The following is a 23,198-nucleotide window of genomic DNA, read 5'->3' as shown; positions in this document are numbered from 1 at the left end:
AAACGTGTTAGCTTCCCACAGTAAGTAATTCCTCCGTATCTTCCAAGCGTACCGAAACAAGCCGCGATACACCGGATTCCTGCATCGTAACGCCGTAAAGCACATCCGAGCGTTCCATTGTCCCGTGTCTGTGCGTCACCACGATAAATTGTGTTTCGGCACTGAACTTTTTCAGAAAGGCGGCATAACGGTCCACATTGGCATCATCAAGTGCTGCTTCCACTTCATCTAAGACACAAAAAGGTACCGGACGAACCTTTAAAATGGCAAAGAGAAGCGCAATTGCGGTTAGTGCGCGCTCACCCCCTGAAAGGAGCGAGAGTCTCTGCAGCTTTTTGCCAGGCGGTTCAGCAAGAATATCGACGCCGCTTGTCAGCATATCCTCAGGGTCAATCAACTGTAGATCAGCGCGTCCACCGCCGAACAGTTCTTGAAAAACAGTTCGAAAATGTTTGCGAATCTGTGTGAAGGTTTCTGTGAAGCGTTTTTCAACCACTTGATCCATCTCAGTCATGACATGGTTCAGCGTCTCACGCGCTTTCAGCAGATCATCTCTCTGGCTGGTCAAAAACTGATGGCGCTCCTGAACTGCTCTGTGTTCGTCAATGGCGCCAAGATTGACCGTCCCAAGCTCCTCAATCGCTCGCTTAATCAGTTTGACTTTTTTGCGCGCATCGGAAACATCCATCGTTAATGTGTATTTTTCTTTTGCAGCTTCGATCGTAAGTTCATACTCATCCCTTAATGTATCTAAAAGATGATCCAGTTGAACATCCATTCGACCGAGATTCACATTCTTCTCTTGATATAACGCAGTGATTCGGTCCAGTGTATCGCGCCGGCTTGCAATCATTGACTCGTCATCTGCAAGAGCCCTTTGACGTTCTTTGCGTTCTTTGCGCATCGACGTTAATTCATCAGCCAGAGCTGTTTTTGCTTCTTTTGCAGTGGCAATACGTTGTTTTAATTTATCTTCATTCATGTGCTGATCGGCCATTTCAGAATCGATCCCTTGCATCGATGCATGCAATGCTTCAATCGATGCCTCAAGTTCATCCACTTTAGCCTTTGATTGTGCGGCACGTTCTTTTTGGTGTGCTGCAATCTGAATCTGTTCAGCAAGTTTAACTTTAAGCGACGTAATTTCCGACTGCAAGGCCGCTTTCGAGGAATCAATATCTTCACGGCTCTTTGTCAAGCTGCTAATCTCTGCTGTAAGATCAGTACCTTTCTTTTCGTATTCGACAGACAATCGGTCAATTTCAGCTAACCGAGCATTGACTTTCTCGTGTTCTAAGTTGAAGTCGCCATTCTCTCTAGTCAGCAAGTGATATTTGTCTTGACCTGCTTTTTCTTCTGCTTCTGCTTCGCGTTTCTGAACCTCGATCTCACGATACTGATCCAGTGCCTTCTGCAGCTGTGCATGAATTTTATTTGTCTCAAGTTCATCGGCTGCAATTTGATTTTTAAGTTCTGAGAAATCTTTATGTAATTGGTCTCTTTTCCCAGTCATTTCTTTAATTTGACGGCTGAGTTCATCAAGTTCCGTACTTCTGCCGATCAAACTTGCTTGCCGCTGTTTTGCGCTCCCCCCGGTCATCGCACCTCCTGGCGAAACAACATCGCCTTCCAAGGTGACAATTCGGTAACGGTAATTCACGAGCCGAGCGATCTGATTTGCGCCCTCCAAATGCTTTGAAATAATTACCGTTCCGAGTAAAAAATCAATAATTTTTTGATACTGCGGCGCACAAGTGACAAGGTCCGAACCAGAACCAATGAAAGCATCGATTTGTTGCAGATTTGCGCGCTCTGACCGTCCAATTGATTTCGGGCGAATCACCGACAATGGCAAAAATGTTGCACGTCCGGATTTGTTGCGCCGAAGGAATTGTATCGCTTGCCTGCCCGCTGCTTCATCTGAAACCACAACATGTTGTGAAGAAGCTCCTAAGGCCGTCTCAATAGCAGTACTGTATGCTTTTTTCAGCTGGATTAATTCAGCGACAGCGCCATGAATGCCCGACAGACGTTTGCGGTTCTTTAGGATTACTTTGACGCCTTGGTAATAGCCGGCATAGTCGTCTTTCAAGGATTCGAGCAGTTCCCTTCGTGACTTTGCCTGATCAATAAACCGGCTGATTTGATCCACGGCATCACGCTCTTTCACATAGCGTTTTTGCCCTTTGTCAAGTCGTGTTTGACACCGCTCATAGTCCACTTGCAGCTGTTTCCCATTTCTTTGCATTGCTTCCAGTTTCTCAACAAGCGCCTTCTTTCGCTTCCCTGCTTGTTCAGCAACTTTCTTTACTTCTTCAGTATTCGTTTGAATGCGAGTCTTTTTCGTCTTCAAAGATTCAATTTGGTCCGTTAGGTAGCGGCGCTCATTGCGCATCGATGCTTGTTCATTCAGAATTTCAATATAGTCGCTTTTCAGTTTCTCGATTCGTTCATCTAAATTTTGTTCAAAGCCATGAAATTTTTTTTGTTTTTCAGACAGCTGCTTTTGAAGTTCTCTCTGAATCGATGCTTCTTGTTGATCCTTTGCAAAAGCCTCTTTGACGTGTCCTTTTTCGCGGACTAATTGTTCCTTTAACCGGGTGATCCGATCCTTCAATTCTTCAGCACTGCTTTGTGCATGTTTATTCCGTTCATTTAATACTTGCCGATTTCCAAGCAGCTTTTCCAGTTGTTCACCTGCCTCTGCCCATGCGGTTTGCTTTGCTTCAATCGTTCGATCAATTTGCTCAAGTGCCAAGCGATTGTCCCGATACATGTGATCATGCTGATCGATCTCAGTACTCAAAGCTTCTTTTTTTGTCTTTAATTCGTCAACCTGCTGCTTTGTTTGTGTCCATTCACGATGAAGTGTTTCAATATCATGAGCGAGCAGAGCAATATCAACCTCTTCAAGTTCGCTTTTTTTCGCTAAATAATCCTTGGCTACAGAGGCCTGCTGTTCTAGAGGTTCGAGTCGTTCCGCTAATTCATGCAAAATATCCTCAACACGATTCAAGCTGTCTTCAGATTCATTGAGTTGTTTTTCTGCAGCCTGTTTGCGTAATTTATATTTAAGTACGCCTGATGCTTCTTCAAAAATGCGCCGCTTCTCATCGGCTTTACTATTTAGAATTTCGTCAATTTTTCCTTGGCCGATCACTGAATACGCTTCTTTACCTAATCCGGAATCCATGAACAAGTCAACAATATCCTTTAAGCGGCAACTTTGGCGGTTGAGTTGAAATTCACTTTCCCCGGATCGAAAAACTCTCCGCGTCACACTAATTTCGCTGTAATCCATTGGAATGTAGCGATCACTATTCTCTAGAGTAAGGGTAACCTCAGCCATATTAACCGCTTTTTTGGCATCGCTTCCTGAAAAAATGATATCTTCCATCTTCGACCCGCGCAGGGATTTGGCCGACTGCTCCCCAAGCACCCAGCGGATCGCTTCAGTAATATTGCTTTTCCCGCTTCCGTTCGGCCCGACAACTGCAGTCACGCCTGGAACAAATGCAACCGTTGTCTTATTGGCAAACGATTTAAAACCTGAGACATCCAATCGTTTGAGGAACATCTCAATCCCTCCGTTTCATTCCGTCATTCATCTTCATTGATTTCGTCTGCTTCTTTCTTCCATGTGACAGAGCAAGTTGGGCTCACCATCAACTGCTCCTTTGAGCATACCCGATTCTCGCTTATCCTGTAACAAAAGCAGCCGAGATCTCCCGGCTGCTTTTGTTACTCGGCGAGATTTCTCAGCGCCTTTGATGCCGCGCTCTGCTCCGAGTCTTTCTTTGAGTGTCCCTTGCCCTTCCCGATCACTTCGCTATTGAGCAACACATGAGACGTAAACTCGCGATGATGGGCCGGGCCCTTTTCTGAAATCAGTTCATAATCCAGTTCACCAAGATTTTTTCGTTGAACGGTTTCTTGAAGCTGACTCTTGTAATCCATCACATGGGAAAAAGAACCGTCGCTGATTCTTGGATATACGACTTTTTCTAAAAACCGCTCAACCTCTTGAAGTCCCTGATCGAGATAAAGCGCACCAACAAATGCTTCGAATACATCCGCGAGCAACGAAGGACGTTTTCTTCCCCCGGTTACTTCTTCACCTCTGCCAAGAAAAATCATTTCTTCGAAGGAAAGCGAAGAAGCAAATTGAAACAAGCCCGTTTCGCAGACGATTGCAGCGCGAAGTTTTGTCATATCTCCCTCAGACAATTCAGGATAGTTCTTAAATAAGTGCTGCGAAATCAGTAGCTCTAATACCGCATCCCCAAGAAATTCGAGTCGCTCGTAATCATCCTGAGACTCTCGACGGTGCTCATTCACATAAGATGAATGCGTAAATGCTTGTTTTAATATTGATTCATTTTGAAAGGAAAAGGAAAAATCATCAAGAAAATGATGCAACCTTTTCGTTACTTCTTTTTCGTGGCTCAGTTCTTTTTTTGAACTTGGCACACACATCACCTCCGATAACAAACGCAAAATCCATTCTTCCCAATTCAATAAAAAATAAGAAGTCCCGCCCTTATAAACGGATTTATAAAAACGGGACCCATGGGTTTAGAGAATCTCAGGATTTATGGTTCTCTATGTAAGATACGACGTCACCGACGGTTTGAATCTTTTCCGCATCTTCATCGGAGATTTCCAAATTAAATTCATCTTCAAGTTCCATGACAAGTTCTACAATGTCAAGTGAATCTGCGTCGAGATCTTCTTTAAATGAAGCTTCAGTCTTCACGTCTGCTTCGTCTACGCCCAATCGATCAACAACGATCTTCTTGACACGTGTCAAAACATCTTCTGCTGCCATGTCTTCACCTCCTCTCGAGGGGCACCTTCCACCTGGAAAACATCTGCAGTTTCTTTCAGTGCGACATTTCTTCTGTTGCCCAAGCCTCTTTTTTTCAAGCATACCTCAATTATTTTATTGCATTGACATACCGCCGTCAATACTTAATGTTTGCCCCGTCATGTATTTGCTATCTTCTGATGCAAGGAAGGCGACAACATTAGCGACATCCTTTGGCGTGCCAAGTTGGCCAAGCGGAATCTCCTGTTTCATCTTGTCTTTTACTTCTTCAGGCAATTGATCCGTCATATCGGTGACGATAAAACCAGGTGCGACGGCATTAACCGTTATCCCACGAGACGCGACTTCCCGCGCTGTAGATTTGGTTAAACCGATGACACCCGCCTTTGCGGCAACATAGTTCGCTTGTCCGGCATTTCCTAAAATGCCGACGACAGAAGCTACATTAATAATTCTTCCCTGTTTTTGGCGCATCATTGGCCGAATAACCGCTTTTGTTGCTAAAAATACACCTTTTAGATTGGTATTCAAAACCGCATCCCAATCCGCTTCCTTCATGCGCATCAACAATCCGTCGCGCGTAATTCCTGCATTATTAACGAGTATATCGATCTTTCCAAAATGCGCTATCGCTGCTTTTATCATTTTTTGAACCGCTTGCTCATCGGCTATGTCACATTGCCAGACAAGCGCTTCGCTGCCTGTACTGCGGATTTCTGCTGCGGTGTCCTCTGCTCTTGTTTTGCTTCCTGAATAATTGACAATGACAGAAGCGCCGAGTTGCGCAAGCTTTAACGCAATTGCTCTGCCAATACCTCTAGAAGCGCCCGTGACGAGGGCAATCTTTCCTTCAAGTGCCATGTTTAGGATACACGCTCCTTCAGTTTTTCAACTGCATTTTGCAAACTTTGAACGTCATGAACTTGGATGGTCGTTGCTTTACGATTAATCTTACGAATTAAACCGGAAAGTACTTTCCCGGGACCAACTTCAACAAATGTATCAACGCCCAATTCAATCAGCCGCTCAACGCTTTCTGTCCAGCGTACCGGCGAATAAATCTGTTCAATTAAATGATGACGAATTTCATCCGCTTCCGATTCTTCTTTAGCCGTGCTGTTTGCAATAACAGCAATTTTCGCATTCTGAACCGGAAGGTGATCCAGAACGGCTCGCATGTTTTCGGCTGCCGGTTTCATTAAAGCGGAGTGAAAGGGACCGCTCACTGAAAGGGGAATCACGCGACGAGCACCGGCTTCGACTGCACGTTTGGACGCTTGCTCAACGCCTGAAACCGTTCCCGAAATGACAATTTGTCCCGGACAGTTAATATTCGCCGTTTGTACAGATTCTCCTGCTTTTGATACATCGGCACAAAGGGTGGATAATTGATTTGCATCAAGTCCTAAAACGGCTGCCATTGTTCCTTGACCTGCAGGCACAGCGGCCTCCATTAAGCGTCCGCGTTCTCTTACCGCCTGCACGGCATCCTCAAATCCAAGAACTCCGCCGGCAAACAACGCACTGTATTCTCCAAGGCTGTGACCGGCTAAGTAATCCGCTTTAATGCCTTGCTTTTTCAGCAATGTATATAGCACTGCACTTACAGTCAGTAGTGCCGGTTGTGTATTCTCGGTTTTCTTTAATTGATCATCGGGACCGTTCATGATCAGCTCGGTTAACGGAAAGGATAAACGTTTGTCGGCCGCTTCAAACATTGCTTTAGCTTCTGGATAAACATCCAACAAATCTGCACCCATGCCCACTGACTGTGATCCTTGCCCCGGAAAAACAAATGCAATCTTACTCACAACACATCAACCTCCACTAGAATGATTCATCGTGGCAAAACAAGCGAAAGAGCAGCTGAACGCTCACTCTTCCGCCCGCTCTTTTCCTCCGTGCGCACGAAACATCGTAAATACACCTTTAAAAACATGATCTCGACCAGAATAGCTATTGACTTCAACGATTGTTCGCACCCGTTCCTTACGCATGACCTTGGCTTTCGCGACCACGCGCTCACCGGATTTTACTGGCCGCATAAATTGAATTTCAGCTTTCGATGTCAGAGCCAATGCGTCATTAATCACTGCTACAGCAAGCGAATTGGCCTGTGCAAACAAATGATGTCCACGCGCGATCCCCGTTCTTGAAAAAACAAAATCAGGGGTAATCTCAAGAATCGAAATGGCACTTGCATCCAACTGTAGATCAAGGATATCTCCAATCACTTCTTCTTTATGAAGGGCTTTAACATCATCGAATTGCCGTTTGGCGACGTGTTTAATTCGCTCCCTGAGTTCAGGGATGGATAGTTCCATTCGATCAAGGCGAATCGTCTGTACACTCACCGAAAACTTCTTTGCCAGTTCATCATCAGTAATAAACGGATTCTCATCAATCGTTTTTTTTAACGTTTCCTGTCTGTCTTTCTTGCTTTTTCTCATCAACTGGCCACCGCCGTCTCGTCCTAACTGCCAGCAATTTGGAGTTAAGACTAGGTAATAATAGTTAGTATATCATAACAAGCGTACCGGTGACAGATTTCCAGTAAACAAGAAAATCTATCAACTATACGATACGCTTCCTCTATTGGTTTCATTTTTACCGGGCATTTTATTGATCCGTCGTGATTCTAAAAAGCTTTTCCACTTTACTTTCGCAAGCAGAGATTTAACTGGAACGTAAAAAATCTACGGATAGGCTTAATCTAAATGACTGGATTCCCCGAGGCCCATTTTTATGAGTGGCTCGCGCAGCAAACGAAAGGTGTCCGACTTCCAAAAAGCTTCAGAATGAACCAACCGGGCCGCATCATCTCGTGCCGCACTCAACGTTCGATAGTCATGTACGAGATCCGCAAGTTTAAAGGATGGCACGCCGCTTTGCTTTGTTCCAAAAAAATCTCCTGGACCGCGCAGCTTCAAGTCATAGCCGGAAAGCTTAAATCCATCCGTTGTCTCGGTCATCATGCGCATCTTTTCTCTACTCGTCTCAGATTTAGCATCTGCAAGCAGAACACAATAAGACTGTGCGCTCCCCCGTCCCACGCGCCCGCGCAGCTGGTGCAGCTGCGATAGGCCAAAACGGTCTGCATCATAAATGATCATAAGTGACGCATTTGGAACGTTGACACCGACCTCAACAACAGTTGTTGATACAAGAACTTGCGCTCGATGCTCTTTAAACGCTTCCATCACTTGATCCTTTTCTTCAGGAGTCAGTTTTCCATGCATTAAGGCAACCGAATAATCAGGCAGTGCCTGAGTCAGATACCCATGTACATCGAGTGCATTCTGTACATCGAGCTGCTCTGACTCCTCGATTAATGGGCAAATCACATAGGCTTGTCTGCCTTGATCGAGCTCGTGTTTCATAAAACGAATCACTCGGTCCATCGCATTGTCTTGGACCCAGTACGTTTTAATTGCTTTTCTCCCGCCAGGCAATTGATCGATGGTCGAAACATCCATGTCGCCAAATACCGACAAGGCAAGCGTACGAGGAATTGGGGTTGCAGTCATATAGAGAATATCCGGCTCTTTGCCTTTAAGCCGCAAAGCCCCTCGCTGGCCCACGCCGAATCGATGCTGCTCATCAGTGATTACAAGTCCCAACTGATGAAACTGAACCTCCGGCTGGATCAAGGCATGGGTGCCAATCAGAACTTGAACCGTTCCCGAGCGCGTCTGTTCAAGCAGTTCCCGTCTCTTTTTCCCGCGAACGCTCCCAGTCAGAAGACCAACAGAAATGGAAAAGGGACGGAACAGTTCACGCAGTGTTTCCGTGTGCTGCTCCGCAAGTATTTCAGTTGGCGCCATTAAAGCGCCCTGATATCCGGCACATACCGCCGCGTAGAGCGCTATGGCAGCAACAACCGTTTTCCCTGATCCAACGTCACCTTGAAGCAAACGATTCATCGGCGCAGCATGGGCCATATCGTGCAGTATTTCAGACAGCACCTTATCTTGCGCTTGCGTTAAGGGAAAAGGCAGAGACGTTATGAATGCCTGCAACCGTTTTGAATCGATAGAAAATGTAATTCCTGTTTCTGAAGCTCGCTTTATCCGTTTGTAGGCTTTCAATTTCAATTGATAGCTGAGAAATTCCTCATAGACAAGTCGTCTTCGCGCCTGATGTAAATGCTGCTGATCCTCGGGAAAGTGGATTGTATGGACCGCCTGCGCTTTTCCTGCTAATTTATAGGCTGCGCGCAGTGAAGCCGGGAGATTTTCCTCTATGAGGTCTGGAAATTGTTTAAATGCCTGTCTCACTAATGTACGGATGCGTTTAACAGAAACCCCTGCTTTTACCGGATAAACCGGAGCCCATTGGGCGTTTTGATCAGGTTCACCTTTGTGAAAATCAGTTGCAGTCAGTGTTGCACGATTGCGCTCCCATTTACCAGTAATTGTTACCTGATCGCCGATCGATAACATTCGTTTCAGATAAGGCCGATTGAACACGATTACCGATATCAAATAGCGCCCGGTCAAGACACGAACGCTCAATCGAGACTTTTTCTTCCCGTAATAATTGAGCAGCGGGTTGCTCTGCACTTTTCCTAAGACCGTGGTTTGCTCCTGATCTTGAACTTCAGCAAGATCTTTGATTTCATAATTGTCATAGCGATAGGGATAATAATTAAAAAGATCGTCAACGGTTCTGATTCCGAGTTGTTCCAGTTCTTCCGCCAGCCGCGCCCCGACACCGCGAAGCTCTGTAATTGGACATTTAGAACGCATCGCTTTCATTATTCTTTTGGCACAGACCGCTTGGCATTGATCCCGAAAATTCGTTCTTTCAGAGCACGGCCGGTCTTGGTGTCGGCAAGTCCTCCTAGCGCCGTCTCTCTCAAAGCGGTAGGCATCATTCGACCCACCCGGTACATCGCATCAATCACTTCATCACAAGGAATCACGCTTTTAATTCCAGCAAGTGCCAGGTCAGCGGCAACAAGGGCACTAGACGCACCGATTGCATTACGTTTCACACAAGGTGCTTCGACCAATCCAGCAACCGGATCGCAAATCAGTCCAAGCAGATTGCCTAATGCAATTGCCATTGCATGGGCGGATTGTTCCGCAGTTCCGCCAGCCATTTCGACCGCCGCTGCAGCAGCCATGCCTGTTGCCGATCCGACTTCTGCCTGACAACCGCCGGCCGCACCGGAAATGGACGCATTATTTGCGACAACAAAACCAAACGCCCCCGCCGTAAATAAAAAAGCGATCATTTGATCTCTCGTCGGATTTAGTTTAGGCTGCAGACCAAACAGAACGCCCGGTACAACGCCGGCCGAACCCGCCGTAGGTGTTGCACAAATTGTTCCCATGGCTGCATTGACTTCATTGGTCGCCATCGCTTTGCTCACGGCATCCAGTACAACCGATCCGGATAACGACTCATTGTGCTCGATATAGTGTTTCAAGAGTCGTGCATCACCTCCGGATAAACCGGAGCGTGACTTGATTTCTTCATGCAGCCCTCTCTGAACTGCTTTTTCCATAACGGTTAACTGACTGGACATTTTTTCGATAATTTCCGCACGATTTTTACCGGTTGTTTCAATCTCCGTTTGAATCATCACTTCAGATAAAGGCAAATTTTGACTGTTTGCCTCTTTTACTAGTTCTTCGACCGTTTGAAACATTGAAACATCTCCCCCTCCCGATACAACTCATGATCAAGTTAAAACAGCAACATTCAATATATTGGGAAGATGCGAAACCCCGGTAACTAAATCATCCCCGATTTCTTCATCCGTTTGAATCACCATGAGTGCTAAACTTCCTTTTTGTTTCCGTGACACCTGCATATAAGAGATATTCATTTCATAGGTTGCGATCATTCCAGCAACTTCAGCTACAGCACCGTAACGGTCATGATGCAGGACAAGCAGCGCCGGATTGCTCCCGGACAGGGAAACGGAAAAACCGTTCACTTCATTTATTTCTATTTTTCCGCCGCCAATTGATACCCCGACGATCTCCATCATTTCACTGCCATCAGTCAATGAGATGCGCACTGTATTCGGATGGTCAACAGGGGTTTGCTTATCTGCTGTAAATGTAATCTGCATGCCCTGTTTCTCAGCAATGCTTAATGAATCAGGAAGGTTTGGGTTACGCTCATCAAAGTCGAGCAGACCGGCCGCAATCGCCACATCCGTTCCATGTCCTTGATAAGTTTCAGCAAAAGATCCATAAAGGGTCACCGCTGCTTTAATGGGTACCGTGCCAAGCAGCTTTCTAGCAACTCGCCCTATTTTTGCAGCGCCCGCAGTATGGGAGCTTGATGGTCCCACCATTACAGGTCCGATAATATCAAAAACACTTCGATAGTTCATCTTATTTGACGCTCCTCATGCTTGCAAAGTCTGATTCTCTGACTGTTCTTGCTTCTCAACCAGTCGAACCCCTTGAACGAAGATGTTGATGGAGGCGGCATTGAGGCCGAGCATCTCGTTCAAACTTTCCTTTACTTTCGTCTGAACATTGCCCGCCACCTCTGAAATTCGCGTTCCGTAACTAACAATAATGAACATATCAATTAATAAGTTCTGTTCCTCGTCAAAACGGACAACAATCCCGCGGCTTAAATTATCTTTTTTTAACAGTTCTGTAAAACCATCTTTCAATTGGTTCTTTGATGCCATACCAACAATACCATAGCAATCCATTGCTGCGCCGCCGACAATTTTTGAAATGACATCAAGCGAAATGTCGATCTGGCCGTAGTTATTTGTTATTGAAACACTCATATATGCTGCCTCCAAATTCATTTTGCACTAAAACAAATGCGTCGGTCCACCGTGATTGGTGCGTTTCATCCACAAACCGATTTTACTTAACGTTATTTTACACTAGCCCAGACAAATTTTAAAGCAAAGGTCCCAAGTCCCCCGCTTGTCATCGAAAACAAGCGGACAGATTCAGTTGCGTGACATCTGCGATCGTGTTAGTATAGAGTTATTGCTTTATTGAATTGCTATGGTCAAGGAGGTCATATTAATGGGACGTCGATGCTTTGTAACCGGCAAAACAACGAAGTTTGGTCAAAACCGTTCATTTGCTGAAAATAAATCGAAGAGAACATTTAAAGCGAACTTGCAAAAAGTACGTATCTTGGTTGACGGAAAACCAAAACGAGTTTATGTTTCGACAAAAGCGCTTAAATCAGGCAAAGTTGAACGTGCTTAATCTGTAACAATAATGCATTGATGATCGTCAAAAGAGCCGAATCTTTTATAGCATTCGGCTCTTTTGACTAGTTGCTTTAGCAAAAAAAGACACCTCGTTTGAGATGTCTTTTTTTGCTCTGCGAGCCGATTATCCCTTCTTAAAAGAACCGAGGAGGGCTCTCACAATACTCGCTAAGAATCTTGGCAGCTTAATCGTATAAAATTTCATTGCACTGCTCCTCCTTGTCTCATGCGCCGACATCCATAATCACGTGCTTCTAAACTATATGAGTGGATGAGAAAAAGTATGCCCGGCTCCGGCAGCTCTTCTAATCGCGACATTGCATCATCAGCAGACAGCCTTTCGAAAAGGAAACGGTAAACGAATCTTCTTCGGTCTCATTGCTGATGCATCGGCTTGATCCCAAAGGAAGTACAGCATCTTGAAGCGGATACTTTAAACCGGACAATGTCAGCCCCACAACTTTTTCAGTCAGCGCAAGAAATGAAAGATAACGATATGATGAATTGCTCCTTATAGGGTATGTGCCCGGAGTCAATAATGTGATTCTGTTGTTCTTATCGACAATCGCCACATCAACCGATTGACTGACCGCCTTCATCAATAATTGCACGCTTGCCAGTGTATGATCCATTCGTCCGCCCGTCGCACCGAAGATTAAACAGTGCTCAGGCTTTCGGTTTAATGCCCAATCAAGCGCCAGCTCGAGATCCGTCTTGTCTTTTTCCGGAGCATAGGAGACAAGCAGCACGTGTTGTCCATTGACTTCCTCCCGCTCCTCGTCACTGAGTGAATCAAAATCACCGAATGCAATCATCGGTTTGATTTTCTGCCTTAATAAGACGATCGTCCCATGGTCCGCACCAATCCAATCATAATCCGAATATTCCGGTGCACGTAAATCGGGTACTAACACATCCGGTCCGCCAGCAACAATTGCTAGTTTCATACGTGTCTGCATCTCCTTATCGCAAATTCAAAAAAAACGAAGAATTATTGATATTTCTTTCGCTCACGCTCTTTAAGTTCCTGAAAAAATACACCGTAATGCGCATAGCGTGTTTGATCGATTTCTCCCGCAGAAACAGCTTCTTTCACGCGGCAATTCGGTTCCGCCAAATGGGTGCAGCCTCTAAAACGGCAGCCGTCCCGGTAAGCGGAAAATTCTGGAAAGTAGTTTTCCAAATCAACGGATGCAATCTCTGGAATTTCAAGGGAACTGAATCCCGGTGTATCGGCAATGTAGCCGTTTTCTGCAATTGGAATTAATTCAGTATGACGTGTCGTATGCTTTCCCCTGCCCAAAGCTTGTGAAATCGATTGGGTTTCAATGTTTAAGGAGGAATTAAGATGATTGAGCAGCGTTGATTTCCCGACACCGGATTGTCCGGTGACCACACTGATTCGCTGAGCCATTTGTTTCTTCACCTCGGAAATTCCTTCATTAGTGACACTTGAGATAAAAAAAACAGGATACCCGATACGTTCATATCGATTTATCTGCGCCTTGAACTTGGATAAATCATTCGCGGATAACAGATCCTTTTTTGTAAAACAGATCAGCGAATGAATTGCATGTGCTTCCATAGTAACGAGAAATCGGTCGAGCAGCTGACAGTCAAAAGACGGTTCCATTACTGAAAAGACAAGAATGGCTTGATCAATATTAGCAATTGGCGGTCGTTTCAATGCATTTTTTCGTGTCTGGATCGATAAAATGTAGCCATCGGTCGGCTTCTCTGCCTCATACGTAACGCGATCGCCAACAAGCGGACTAACCCTTCGTTTTCTGAAAATGCCGCGTGCTCGGCATTGAATATCCTGATCTCCATTCTTAATGTAATAAAAACCGCTTAAGGCTTTATAGATTATTCCTTCAGGCATCGGTAATCTCCTAACTTTTCGCTTACGCCCCATTAACGTGATCGCGGATAGTCAACTGTTCCTGTTTTTTGCTCTTTTTCATCAATTAATACACGGTAACTTCCTTTTTCATTCGGATTGATGGTGAACGGAATTGTATAGGTTTTCGTTTCCGTAATTTCTTCATCAATGAATGGAAATTCAGTATGGTTGGCATCGGTATAGTAGATCTGTACCCGGATCGGTGACGGGTTTTCTGATTGGTCGCTACTGTTTGGGTAAACCACTTTGATTGGCTGATCGATCTCTTTAGGCTTCAATTCGCTTCCTTTAGAAAGTGAAACATTGATCTCCGCTCCCTGGTTCACCTTACTTCCGGCATCCGGATCCTGTTCAAGCACACGGCCTTCTGCAACATCATCGGAATAGTCCCCCTCGGAAAAGTCGGCGACTAATCCCCGGTTTTCTAAGAGTTCAGAGGCTTCTGCTTTGGTCTTGCCCCGCAAATTCGGCACGGTTGCTTGCGGTGCTCCGGTGCTATACGTGAGCTCTAAAATTGTTTTTGACGGAATCACTTTTGTTCCCTTAACAGGATTTTGACGGATAATCTGATCAACAGGAATGCTTGTCGACTCCTCTTCATGCCAGACAACATCCTTATAGCCGGCATCTTTCAGCGCTTCTTCAACCGTTTCCTTGCTGTAGCCGACATAGTTATCCATCGCGACTTTAGAAGCTCCTTTACTTACCGTCAGCGATATTTCCGTGTTCTCCTTTACCTCAACACCTTTCCCAGGACTTTGACTGATCACCTTGCCCGATGCAATGGTTTCACTGACACGGTCCGTACGAATCACCTTTAGCTTCCGATTCATTAGCGTTTGCTTGGCTGTTCCATAAGTTTGTCCGGTAACATCAGGGACCTGAACATTGGATACATAGAATAGTTTCGGAAGGACTGTAATCCCAATAATTAGTCCAGCTGTGATCAATAAAATCAGTATTCCCGAAATGGTCAGCCATTTCTTCGCTCCTGATTTCTTTTTTCCTTCATCCTGCGTCTTTTTGGATGAAGGCTTCATTTTCTGTTCTCGAAGCGCGCCCGTACTGTTATTAATCGGAGTCATCTTAATTGTTTTTTCTAAGTCTTCTTCCGTGCGCTCCTTATCTGGTAATGGGTCAGCGATAACTAGCCGTTGCTCGTTAGCACGGTCCGGATTTAGTGCCGTTGTCAAGTCGTCAAGCATCTCTGTGACCTGCTCATACCGATCATCCGGGTTTTTAGCCAACGCACGAATCATTACGTTTTCAATGGATTGCGGTATATCTGAACGAAAGTCGCTTGGATAAGGCATCGGCGAATTTAGGTGTTTTAAAGCGACGGAAACCGGTGACGCCCCTGGAAATGGAAGTTTTCCGGTCAAAAGTTCAAACATGACGATTCCTAACGCATAAATATCGGATTTAATTGTCGCTGTGCCACCCTTCGCTTGTTCAGGCGACAAATAATGTGCTGATCCCATAATTGAATGCGTGTAGGTAATTGTCGCTCCGCTTACTGCAAGCGCAATGCCGAAGTCAGTCACTTTTACTGATTCTGACTCATTGATTAAGATATTCTGCGGTTTAATATCGCGATGAACGATTCCGTGCTCATGCGCATGACCAATGGCAAGCAGAATTTGTTTCATTATATAAATGGAATCATCAATAGAAATCGGCGAATAATTTTTAATGAACTCTTTAAGCGTCATTCCCTCGATGTATTCCATGACAATATAGTAACAATCTTCCTCTCCAATATCGTAGATCGCAACAATATTGGGGTGCGATAAACTCGCAACCGACTCTGCTTCTCGATGGAATCGGCGCACGAATTCTTCATCACCGGCCAGCTCTGGGCGAAGGGTTTTAACTGCGACAAGGCGGTCCAAAATTAAATCTTTTGCTTTGTATACTACGGCCATCCCGCCTTCGCCCAGACGGGAGATGATTTGATAGCGTCCACCTACTCGTTTACCAATCATTGTTTTTCACCATCTCTGTCATTGGAGATGAGAATCACTGAAATATTATCCTCGCCGCCGGCGTGGTTTGCTTCCCTGACCATCATCTCCGTTTTCTCCTCCAAATTCATTGACTTACTCATGATTTCTGTTAATCGTTCATCCGTTAATTTATTTGACAAACCATCCGAACAGAGCAGCACATGCGACCAACTTGACCACTCTACAATCGCCGTATCTAGTGCAATGGTTGGTTCGGTCCCTAGCGACCGCATTAATATATTCCGTTTTGGATGGCCTGCTGCTTCATCCTCAGTAATTTGACCTGTTTTAAGCAATTCATTGACAAAGGTATGGTCTTCAGTAATCTGCTTCAGCGGTTGAGAATGCTTCCATATGTATATCCTGCTGTCGCCAACAGACGAAACAGCAATAAATTCATTCGTACACAAGGCCGCCGCAAAGGTTGTGCCCATCCCTTTGCACGTGTCATGTGATTCTGCATGTTCATACAATCGTAAATTAATGCCGCGAACCAGATGATTCAGCCAAATTTCAGCTTCCTCACGTGTAAAGGTGCCCTCATGTTCCATAAATCGCTGAGCCGACAAGTCAACAGCCATCTTGCTGGCAACCTCTCCGGCAGCGTGACCGCCCATTCCATCTGCAACAACCGCTAATAAGCAGTTCTCGCCCTTATAAACGCCTACACTATCCTCATTATGCGATCTAATCTTGCCGGGATGCGTGCAGTAAGCTGTTCTCACCTGAATCACCTCTTTACGCAAATCAGTTATCCTTACGTTCAAGACAGCAGATAAAAAAGCCGTCTGTATCAAATTGATATGGGAAAATCTGAATCATTCCCGGCTTACGCGATGCTCGATCATCACTTAAAACACTTGGCAAGCGTTCGAATAAAGTAGAGTCTGTTCTGTACTCTGGATGCCGCTTAAGAAACGCAAGGATTTGCTGTTCATTCTCTTCTTTCTGAATCGTACAGGTACTATAAATTAATCGACCACCCGGTTTAACCAAAGGCGCAGCTTCCTCTAAAATTGTTTGTTGAATGGGGAGGAGTCCGCTGATTTCCTCAGCCGTTTTGCTCCATTTAATTTCCGGCTTTCGCCGAATGACACCTAACCCGGAACAGGGCACGTCAAGCAGAACGCGATCAAATGCAGCTTCACCAAAGGTATCTCGAGCCGCTCGCGCATCCATCGCACGTGTCTCAATGTTCTCAAGGCCCAATCGCTTGGCCGCCTGATCGATCAGCTTTGTTTTATGCGGATGCAGGTCAAGGGCAAGGATTTTGCCTTTATTGTTCATCCGCTCGCCGAGATGCGTTGTTTTCCCTCCCGGCCCGGCACAAGCATCCAAAATAAGCATACCGCCTTCTGCCCCCACACAATCGGCGACCAGCATCGAACTCTCATCTTGAACCGTGAACCATCCTTTTTGAAACGCTGCGGTTGCAACGGCATTCCCGCTTGTAACAACGACACAGTCCGGAGACAACGTTCCGGGAATCGTCTGGATCCCCTCTTGAGCGAGATGTTCCATTAATTCTTGACGCGAAAGCTTCAAACGATTGACGCGCAGACACAGATTTGGCGGTTGATTATCTGCTTGAGCCGTTTTAACTGCTGTATCCAGACCCCACTGCTCCCGCCAAAGTTTAAGCAGCCATTCGGGATGACTGTATTGAATGGAGAGCCGTTTTTGTTCCGGGGTAATTGAAGATAAGCGAGGCACCCCTTCCCGCATGAGTCTGCGCAATATCCCGTTGACAAATCCGGAGATCCCGCGATGTCCACGTTTTTTTGCAATTGTTACCGATTCGTTAACGATGGCATGATCCGGAATACGGTCTAAAAATACTTTTTGGTAAATGGACAGTAAGAGCAGCACTTCTACCCATGCATCTAATTTCCGTTTGCGATTAACAAATGACGATAAGTAAAAGCGCAACACAGATTTCTGCTGCAGGACGCCATAAACCAGTGTGGTAACAAGCCGTTTGTCATTCTCCCGCAGCTGCCCCGCATTTAGCGCTTCATTCAATGCAATCTGACTATACGCATGCTTTGTTGTAATCGACAGGAGCAGGTCCAATGCCATCTCCCTAGCCGTTTGATGACTCATGATGGTCCCCCAAGCACAGTGCCTACAGACAACGGTTTCCCGCGCAAGAAGTCTGCCGCGCGCATTCTTTTCTTTCCCGATGGCTGACACTCCGTTATTTTCACAGTACGTTTGTCACCAGCGGCTACGAAAAATGCATCAGCATGGCATGCAACAACGGTACCGGGGCATTCGTCAGTTGTTCCGTCCGTCATCTCAGCTGCGAAAATTTTAAAGTTTTTTCCATACAAGCTTGTAAATGCGCCGGGAAACGGATTCAGACCGCGAATTTGATTGCGAATCTGCTCGGCGCTGCGCATCCATTTAATTTGTTCGTCCTCACGCTGAATACTTGGTGCATAGGTTACACGCGTCTCATCTTGAGGTTGCGGTGTCAGTTCTCCTGCTGCAAGTTTTGGAAGCGTCTCCATGAGAAGATCAGCACCAGCAGCGCTCAATTTGTCATGCAGGCTGCCGAAAGTGTCGGCTGATTCGATTGGTACATGGACTTGAGTCAAAAGATCACCGGCATCCAATTTTTTAACCATGTACATAATGGTAACGCCGGTCTCTTTTTGACCATCAATAATTGATTGTTGAATTGGCGCTGCACCACGATAAGCCGGAAGAAGGGAAGCATGAACATTTATGCAGCCAAGCCTTGGTTCTTTCAATAAAGATTCAGGCAAAATCTGTCCATAGGCGGCCGTGATGAAAAGGTCCGCATGATAAGCTAAAATGCTCTGAACCGCCTCTGGATTACGCACACGTTCCGGCTGTAAGACCGGAATGGAATAGTTTTGAGCAAGAAGCTTAACCGGCGGCGGGGTTAATTGATGTTTCCTTCCTTTTGGGCGGTCCGGCTGCGTGACCACGCATACGACTTCATTATTCGGGTCCTCAATCAAACGCTGAAGAACAGGAACTGCAAAATTCGGTGTTCCCATAAAAACGATTCTCATTAAATCATCCTCTTTATTATTCAATCACATTATGATCATTTCGTTACTGCACACGATCGTAACCATCTGCGCCACTGCTTGCATCTATACTTACATTAAGGTGACGGGATTAAGGTCAACCGTCAGCTGCAATTGTGCTTTGCCTGAATCCTGAAAATGCTGCATAATTTGATGCAGCACAGGCATAAGTTCAGGTTCTCTTTTGTATTTTACCATGCACTGATAGCGATATCTATCCTTTATCTTAGCCACAGAAGGGACGACCGGTCCATAAATTTGCGAAGTATGGGACAATTTTCGCCTCAATATCGATGCAATACGTTCTGCAGATTCAGCAGCCTTCGCCGGTTCCGGATGAGACAGGCTGATCAGAACTAAATAGTAAAACGGCGGATATCCGGCTCGCTTTCGCAACAGCATTTCTTGCTGATAAAAGGCTCCGTAGTCATGATGGGCTGCATCTGTCACTGCATAATGATCGGGCGCATAGCTCTGAATGACCACTTCGCCTGGTAACGCATGCCTGCCTGCTCGACCGGATACCTGTGTTAAAAGTTGGAACGTTTTCTCAGAGGCGCGAAAATCAGGAAGATGCAGTAATGAATCAGCCGCCAGCACGCCGACCAGCGTCACTTTGGGAAAATCCAGTCCCTTTGCAATCATCTGGGTGCCAAGCAGAATATCGGCCTCTTCTTTGCCGAAACGACGCAGCAGCTTTTCGTGACTGCCTTTTTTTCTCGTTGTGTCAACATCCATTCGAATCACACGCGCTTCCGGAATCAGCCGATTGAGTTCTGCCTCCACCTTTTGAGTACCCGTACCGAAAAAGCGCATGGCATCACTGCTACAATTTGGACAAGCCGCAGGAACCGCTTGTTCATAGCCGCAATAATGGCATTTAAGCAGTTGCTGGGCACGATGGTACGTGAGCGAGATGTCGCAATGCGGACATTTGACAACCGCACCGCAGGAACGGCACATCATAAATGTAGAGTAGCCGCGTCGATTTAAAAACAACACACTCTGCTCTTGTTTAGCTAACCGATCTTTTATTTTTTCAAGCAGTTCTTTTGAAAAGACAGAGCGATTCCCTTCGCGAAGCTCTTCACGCAAATCGATGATATGCACCGATGGAAGCGGACGATGATTCACCCGCTCTTTTAAACTTAATAATGTATAGACATTCTTTTGTGCGCGAGCGAATGACTCTAATGCAGGCGTCGCACTGCCAAGCACGACAGGGCAATGGTGTTTTTTAGCGCGATGGATTGCCACGTCCCGTGCATGATAGCGCGGCATGTCCTCCTGTTTATAACTGGATTCGTGTTCCTCATCAATAATGATCAGCCCTAGTTTTTTAAAGGGAGCAAATACCGCGGATCGCGCGCCGACAACCACCTGAACTTTTTCTTCACGAATCTTGCGCCACTCATCATACTTCTCGCCTCGACTCAATCCACTGTGCATCACAGCTACATGATCACCGAAGCGCCCTTTAAATCGGCTCACCATTTGCGGTGTCAACGAAATTTCAGGAACAAGGACGATTGCTTGTTTTTCCTGCTCGATGACGCGCTGTATCGATTGCAAGTAGATTTCCGTTTTACCGCTTCCCGTAACCCCGTGACACAAAAAGACCTTGTGTTCTTCATTTTGCATCGTCGTTAAGATCGGCTCAAGCGCATGCGCTTGTTCTTCCGTTAAAGAAAGTGGCTTTGTTCGGTCGACCGGACGATTATAGGGATCACGAAATTGTTCGATGTAGCCATGCTTTAACAGCCCTTTTTCCGCCAATTTCATGATTGCTTCTCGACTCAAGCCATGCTTGACTAATTTCTGGATGGTTTCATGAAAGTGCTGAAGATCGGGCTGCTTCAGTAAAAATTCAAGCACTTCTTTCTGACGGTAGGAGCGCTTGCCTAATTGATTCAGTTCGTCTTCCAACAATGAACGAGGGACCTCCACCGTAACAGCAGCTGCTTTTTTTGCTTTTGCTTGATTCTTAACGAGCTGTTGAACGGAGATCAGCCCATGCTTGATTGCCCGCTGCATCCGTTTCGCCCATTCAGGATGAGCCTTTATGATTTCAGACCAAATCGGCTGTTTGACCGACTGAAGAAATGCGGCAAGTTCAGGGTCCTCCTCAAGCAGCCGTTCAATCTGATCGATCACAATTAATTTTTTATAGTCGGCTTTCATCGCAGCCGGAAGCATTGCCTGAAAAGCGGTCACCGTCGAACACAGGGTCTGGTTTGCCAACCATCCGCCTAACTCAATCAGTTCCGGCGTAAGCACCGGAACATGATCTTCAACCGAATCAAGCCCTTTTAATTGTTTAAACTCGGATTTCTCCTTTAAGGCAGTTACAAAGCCAAGCCTTCGCGTCCTTCCAAACGGAACGGTTACCCGCACGCCTGGTCTGACAAGTTCAGCCAAGTCGTCTGGAATACGATAGTCAAACGGGCGATTTACCGGCTTTGCAGGAATATCAATATAGACCTCAGCAATCACTTTGACCCACTCATTTCGAACAGACCTGAGAGCGCATTACAGATGTGCCGAGCAACCTGCTGTTTTTGCATCCTTTCCAACGCCTGTTTTCTTCCGTCAGCAAAGTAAAGGGTTACTTTATTCGTTTCTGAGCCAAACCCATCAGAAGCATGGTTTGCCACCAGCATGTCCAAGTGCTTTGATTTAAGCTTTTTCTTGGCATAGTCCTCTAAATGATCCGTTTCCGCTGCAAATCCGACCAAGAGCTGATCTGTCTTGTGCTCACCAAGTGCCTTCAAAATATCGGGATTGCGTACCATCGTTAGGGTCATCGGTCCGTCCGACTTTTTAATTTTCCGAGATGCCACATGCTCAGGGCGATAATCAGCCACTGCAGCCGCCTTAATGACAGCGTCACACGTTGCAAACCGCTGCATTACCGCGTCATGCATCTCCTGTGCTGAAGTCACATGAACAACCGTCATCCCTTTTGGGTCGGCGAGCGATGCGCCGCTGATAAGCGTCACCTCGGCACCGGCTTGGCGTGCCGCCTCAGCAATTGCGTAACCCATTTTCCCACTGGATTGATTGCTGAGAAAGCGGATCGGGTCGAGTGCTTCCTTCGTTGGTCCAGCGGTCACCAATAGTTTCTTTCCGGATAGCTTTTGAATTGAAAATTGGCTTTCGATTTCATGCACGATATCGGCAGGTTCCGTCATTCTTCCTGCCCCTACCCAGCCGCAAGCAAGATGCCCCTCATCGGGACCGATCACATGATAGCCATAGCTCTCAAGCAACTGAAGATTGTGCTGAACAGCAGGGTGTTCATACATATTAACATTCATCGCCGGTGCAACCCATATCGGAGCCCTTGTAGCTAACGCAACAGCGGTAAGCATATCATCAGCGAATCCTTGCGCCAATCGCGCAATGGTTTGAGCTGTCGCCGGTGCAATGATCATTAAATCTGCTTCATCCGCTAAATCAATATGAGCAATCTGTCCTTCTTTTTCATCTAAAAAAACGTGATCATAGACCCGATGCCTCGTTAGGCCTTGGAACGTGACAGGTCCAATAAATTGCTTCGCCGATTCAGTCATTACAACGGAAACATCTGCGCCGGCTTTTTTTAGCCGACTTGCTAAATCAGCTGATTTATAAGCGGCAATGCCGCCGCAAATGCCAAGTAAAATCTTTTTTCCTTCCAAAGTCATTTGATCACTTCCGTTATTTTATGTGCTTTCTATGCTAAAAGATCCATTGAATGGTTGATTCTTACAAGATCTCGAAATGCTCTTCGTTATAAAGATTTTCGCCAAAACGTTGCACAGTCCGCCTTATCTGAAATATTGAATGCAATGATTTTCTGGAGCAATGAGAAATCAACTGGATGATCCCATGGGATGCGCACCAATTCCTTGCTGTGCGTATAACCGGCTTGCACAATTTCATCAGAGAAACGATCAATCGCGATCCGCTCTGGAGCAACGGCTAAATGACGCTTGGCTGTGCTAAAGCCAACAATAAATGTACCATGATCAGTATACATCGGCTGATTCCATGCAATTTTGTGCTTTAACTGTGGGAATTGCTGCGTGACCCAATCTAGAATCTCTTTTAATCGTGCCTGATGTTGCGGATGATCGATATGTGCCAAATAGTCTGCAAAAGTGTCCATGTTGTACTCTCCTAAGTCATAAATGATATACACGAATTG

At 45.9% G+C, this 23,198-nt stretch carries 21 protein-coding genes; 1 reads left to right on the top strand and 20 read right to left on the bottom strand.

The annotated features are described in order from the left end of the window. Positions 1 to 7: 7 nt before the first annotated feature. From smc to K7399_RS03910, 10 genes are all read right to left on the bottom strand, one after another. Positions 8 to 3,577: a chromosome segregation protein SMC gene (smc, locus tag K7399_RS03955; RefSeq protein WP_028977929.1), complete on the bottom strand. Its 3,570-nt coding sequence runs from the start codon at positions 3,575 to 3,577 to the stop codon at positions 8 to 10. 164 nt (positions 3,578 to 3,741) lie between these two features. After that, positions 3,742 to 4,476, bottom strand: coding sequence for a ribonuclease III (rnc, locus tag K7399_RS03950; RefSeq protein WP_328286240.1), 735 nt, complete (start codon positions 4,474 to 4,476; stop codon positions 3,742 to 3,744). Positions 4,477 to 4,585: 109 nt separating this feature from the next. Next, positions 4,586 to 4,828 (bottom strand): acyl carrier protein, encoded by a 243-nt coding sequence (gene acpP, locus K7399_RS03945; protein WP_010023240.1) that lies wholly within the window; start codon positions 4,826 to 4,828, stop codon positions 4,586 to 4,588. A 114-nt stretch (positions 4,829 to 4,942) separates the two neighbouring features. After that, on the bottom strand, positions 4,943 to 5,689 hold the full coding sequence (gene fabG / locus K7399_RS03940; RefSeq protein ID WP_028977927.1) for a 3-oxoacyl-[acyl-carrier-protein] reductase: 747 nt from the start codon (positions 5,687 to 5,689) through the stop codon (positions 4,943 to 4,945). A 2-nt stretch (positions 5,690 to 5,691) separates the two neighbouring features. Next, positions 5,692 to 6,639: an ACP S-malonyltransferase gene (gene fabD, locus K7399_RS03935; RefSeq protein WP_028977926.1), complete on the bottom strand. Its 948-nt coding sequence runs from the start codon at positions 6,637 to 6,639 to the stop codon at positions 5,692 to 5,694. 63 nt (positions 6,640 to 6,702) lie between these two features. Continuing rightward, positions 6,703 to 7,278 (bottom strand): transcription factor FapR, encoded by a 576-nt coding sequence (gene fapR, locus K7399_RS03930; protein ID WP_028977925.1) that lies wholly within the window; start codon positions 7,276 to 7,278, stop codon positions 6,703 to 6,705. 258 nt (positions 7,279 to 7,536) lie between these two features. After that, the gene (gene recG, locus K7399_RS03925; RefSeq protein WP_236628103.1) at positions 7,537 to 9,585 is read right to left on the bottom strand and encodes an ATP-dependent DNA helicase RecG; all 2,049 of its coding nucleotides are present in this window, start codon (positions 9,583 to 9,585) and stop codon (positions 7,537 to 7,539) included. Further along, the gene (sdaAA, locus tag K7399_RS03920) at positions 9,585 to 10,484 is read right to left on the bottom strand and encodes an L-serine ammonia-lyase, iron-sulfur-dependent, subunit alpha (RefSeq protein WP_028977923.1); all 900 of its coding nucleotides are present in this window, start codon (positions 10,482 to 10,484) and stop codon (positions 9,585 to 9,587) included. Before sdaAA ends, recG begins: the two co-directional genes overlap by 1 nt. A gap of 33 nt (positions 10,485 to 10,517) precedes the next feature. After that, positions 10,518 to 11,180: an L-serine ammonia-lyase, iron-sulfur-dependent subunit beta gene (gene sdaAB, locus K7399_RS03915; RefSeq protein ID WP_028977922.1), complete on the bottom strand. Its 663-nt coding sequence runs from the start codon at positions 11,178 to 11,180 to the stop codon at positions 10,518 to 10,520. Between the two features lie 15 nt (positions 11,181 to 11,195). Beyond that, entirely contained in the window at positions 11,196 to 11,594 is a 399-nt protein-coding gene (locus tag K7399_RS03910; protein WP_028977921.1) for an Asp23/Gls24 family envelope stress response protein, read from the bottom strand. Between the two features lie 250 nt (positions 11,595 to 11,844). On the opposite strand from K7399_RS03910, the gene rpmB reads away from it, so the two are divergent. Further along, positions 11,845 to 12,033: a 50S ribosomal protein L28 gene (gene rpmB, locus K7399_RS03905; RefSeq protein WP_010023250.1), complete on the top strand. Its 189-nt coding sequence runs from the start codon at positions 11,845 to 11,847 to the stop codon at positions 12,031 to 12,033. 129 nt (positions 12,034 to 12,162) lie between these two features. Here the strand turns inward: rpmB and spoVM are convergent, their stop codons facing one another. The 10 genes from spoVM to K7399_RS03855 all read right to left on the bottom strand — a co-directional run bounded on the left by spoVM (position 12,163) and on the right by K7399_RS03855 (position 23,159). Further along, positions 12,163 to 12,243 carry a stage V sporulation protein SpoVM gene (gene spoVM, locus K7399_RS03900; protein ID WP_010023251.1) on the bottom strand — a complete coding sequence of 27 codons (81 nt, stop codon included), beginning with the start codon at positions 12,241 to 12,243 and terminating at the stop codon, positions 12,163 to 12,165. A 100-nt stretch (positions 12,244 to 12,343) separates the two neighbouring features. Further along, positions 12,344 to 12,985 (bottom strand): thiamine diphosphokinase, encoded by a 642-nt coding sequence (locus tag K7399_RS03895; RefSeq protein ID WP_028977920.1) that lies wholly within the window; start codon positions 12,983 to 12,985, stop codon positions 12,344 to 12,346. A gap of 44 nt (positions 12,986 to 13,029) precedes the next feature. Beyond that, complete coding sequence (gene rsgA, locus K7399_RS03890) at positions 13,030 to 13,920, bottom strand: ribosome small subunit-dependent GTPase A (RefSeq protein ID WP_028977919.1); 891 nt, start codon at positions 13,918 to 13,920, stop codon at positions 13,030 to 13,032. Between the two features lie 32 nt (positions 13,921 to 13,952). Next, positions 13,953 to 15,926: a Stk1 family PASTA domain-containing Ser/Thr kinase gene (gene pknB, locus K7399_RS03885; protein WP_028977918.1), complete on the bottom strand. Its 1,974-nt coding sequence runs from the start codon at positions 15,924 to 15,926 to the stop codon at positions 13,953 to 13,955. Continuing rightward, entirely contained in the window at positions 15,923 to 16,672 is a 750-nt protein-coding gene (locus K7399_RS03880) for a Stp1/IreP family PP2C-type Ser/Thr phosphatase (RefSeq protein WP_028977917.1), read from the bottom strand. The genes pknB and K7399_RS03880 overlap by 4 nt, the downstream gene beginning before the upstream one ends. A gap of 22 nt (positions 16,673 to 16,694) precedes the next feature. Then, a complete protein-coding gene (gene rsmB, locus K7399_RS03875; protein ID WP_028977916.1) occupies positions 16,695 to 18,050 on the bottom strand; it encodes a 16S rRNA (cytosine(967)-C(5))-methyltransferase RsmB in 1,356 nt (451 codons plus the stop codon). After that, entirely contained in the window at positions 18,047 to 18,991 is a 945-nt protein-coding gene (gene fmt / locus K7399_RS03870) for a methionyl-tRNA formyltransferase (protein WP_223362479.1), read from the bottom strand. Before fmt ends, rsmB begins: the two co-directional genes overlap by 4 nt. A gap of 90 nt (positions 18,992 to 19,081) precedes the next feature. Continuing rightward, positions 19,082 to 21,502 (bottom strand): primosomal protein N', encoded by a 2,421-nt coding sequence (gene priA / locus K7399_RS03865; RefSeq protein WP_028977914.1) that lies wholly within the window; start codon positions 21,500 to 21,502, stop codon positions 19,082 to 19,084. Then, positions 21,499 to 22,695 carry a bifunctional phosphopantothenoylcysteine decarboxylase/phosphopantothenate--cysteine ligase CoaBC gene (coaBC, locus tag K7399_RS03860; protein ID WP_028977913.1) on the bottom strand — a complete coding sequence of 399 codons (1,197 nt, stop codon included), beginning with the start codon at positions 22,693 to 22,695 and terminating at the stop codon, positions 21,499 to 21,501. Before coaBC ends, priA begins: the two co-directional genes overlap by 4 nt. An 86-nt stretch (positions 22,696 to 22,781) precedes the next feature. Beyond that, positions 22,782 to 23,159, bottom strand: coding sequence for an iron chaperone (locus K7399_RS03855; RefSeq protein WP_028977912.1), 378 nt, complete (start codon positions 23,157 to 23,159; stop codon positions 22,782 to 22,784). Positions 23,160 to 23,198: the final 39 nt, after the last annotated feature.

Source organism: Sporolactobacillus terrae (genome assembly GCF_019930545.1).
In the GTDB taxonomy this organism is placed as follows: domain Bacteria; phylum Bacillota; class Bacilli; order Bacillales; family Sporolactobacillaceae; genus Sporolactobacillus; species Sporolactobacillus terrae.
The sequence above is the reverse complement of the archived record's forward strand: the minus strand, read 5'-3'. Positions and strand labels throughout refer to the sequence as shown.

Excerpts from the sequence above, each read along its gene's own strand:
- fapR (WP_028977925.1), bottom strand. The coding sequence starts at position 7,278 with ATGAGAAAAAGCAAGAAAGACAGACAGGAAACGTTAAAAAAAACGATT.
- fabG (WP_028977927.1), bottom strand. The coding sequence starts at position 5,689 with ATGGCACTTGAAGGAAAGATTGCCCTCGTCACGGGCGCTTCTAGAGGT.
- K7399_RS03910 (WP_028977921.1), bottom strand. The coding sequence starts at position 11,594 with ATGAGTGTTTCAATAACAAATAACTACGGCCAGATCGACATTTCGCTT.
- recG (WP_236628103.1), bottom strand. The coding sequence starts at position 9,585 with ATGAAAGCGATGCGTTCTAAATGTCCAATTACAGAGCTTCGCGGTGTC.
- K7399_RS03855 (WP_028977912.1), bottom strand. The coding sequence starts at position 23,159 with ATGGACACTTTTGCAGACTATTTGGCACATATCGATCATCCGCAACAT.
- fmt (WP_223362479.1), bottom strand. The coding sequence starts at position 18,991 with ATGAGAATCGTTTTTATGGGAACACCGAATTTTGCAGTTCCTGTTCTT.
- rsmB (WP_028977916.1), bottom strand. The coding sequence starts at position 18,050 with ATGAGTCATCAAACGGCTAGGGAGATGGCATTGGACCTGCTCCTGTCG.
- pknB (WP_028977918.1), bottom strand. The coding sequence starts at position 15,926 with ATGATTGGTAAACGAGTAGGTGGACGCTATCAAATCATCTCCCGTCTG.
- rsgA (WP_028977919.1), bottom strand. The coding sequence starts at position 13,920 with ATGCCTGAAGGAATAATCTATAAAGCCTTAAGCGGTTTTTATTACATT.
- K7399_RS03895 (WP_028977920.1), bottom strand. The coding sequence starts at position 12,985 with ATGAAACTAGCAATTGTTGCTGGCGGACCGGATGTGTTAGTACCCGAT.
- rnc (WP_328286240.1), bottom strand. The coding sequence starts at position 4,476 with ATGTGTGTGCCAAGTTCAAAAAAAGAACTGAGCCACGAAAAAGAAGTA.
- smc (WP_028977929.1), bottom strand. The coding sequence starts at position 3,577 with ATGTTCCTCAAACGATTGGATGTCTCAGGTTTTAAATCGTTTGCCAAT.
- sdaAA (WP_028977923.1), bottom strand. The coding sequence starts at position 10,484 with ATGTTTCAAACGGTCGAAGAACTAGTAAAAGAGGCAAACAGTCAAAAT.
- coaBC (WP_028977913.1), bottom strand. The coding sequence starts at position 22,695 with ATGACTTTGGAAGGAAAAAAGATTTTACTTGGCATTTGCGGCGGCATT.
- acpP (WP_010023240.1), bottom strand. The coding sequence starts at position 4,828 with ATGGCAGCAGAAGATGTTTTGACACGTGTCAAGAAGATCGTTGTTGAT.
- spoVM (WP_010023251.1), bottom strand. The coding sequence starts at position 12,243 with ATGAAATTTTATACGATTAAGCTGCCAAGATTCTTAGCGAGTATTGTG.
- sdaAB (WP_028977922.1), bottom strand. The coding sequence starts at position 11,180 with ATGAACTATCGAAGTGTTTTTGATATTATCGGACCTGTAATGGTGGGA.
- rpmB (WP_010023250.1), top strand. The coding sequence starts at position 11,845 with ATGGGACGTCGATGCTTTGTAACCGGCAAAACAACGAAGTTTGGTCAA.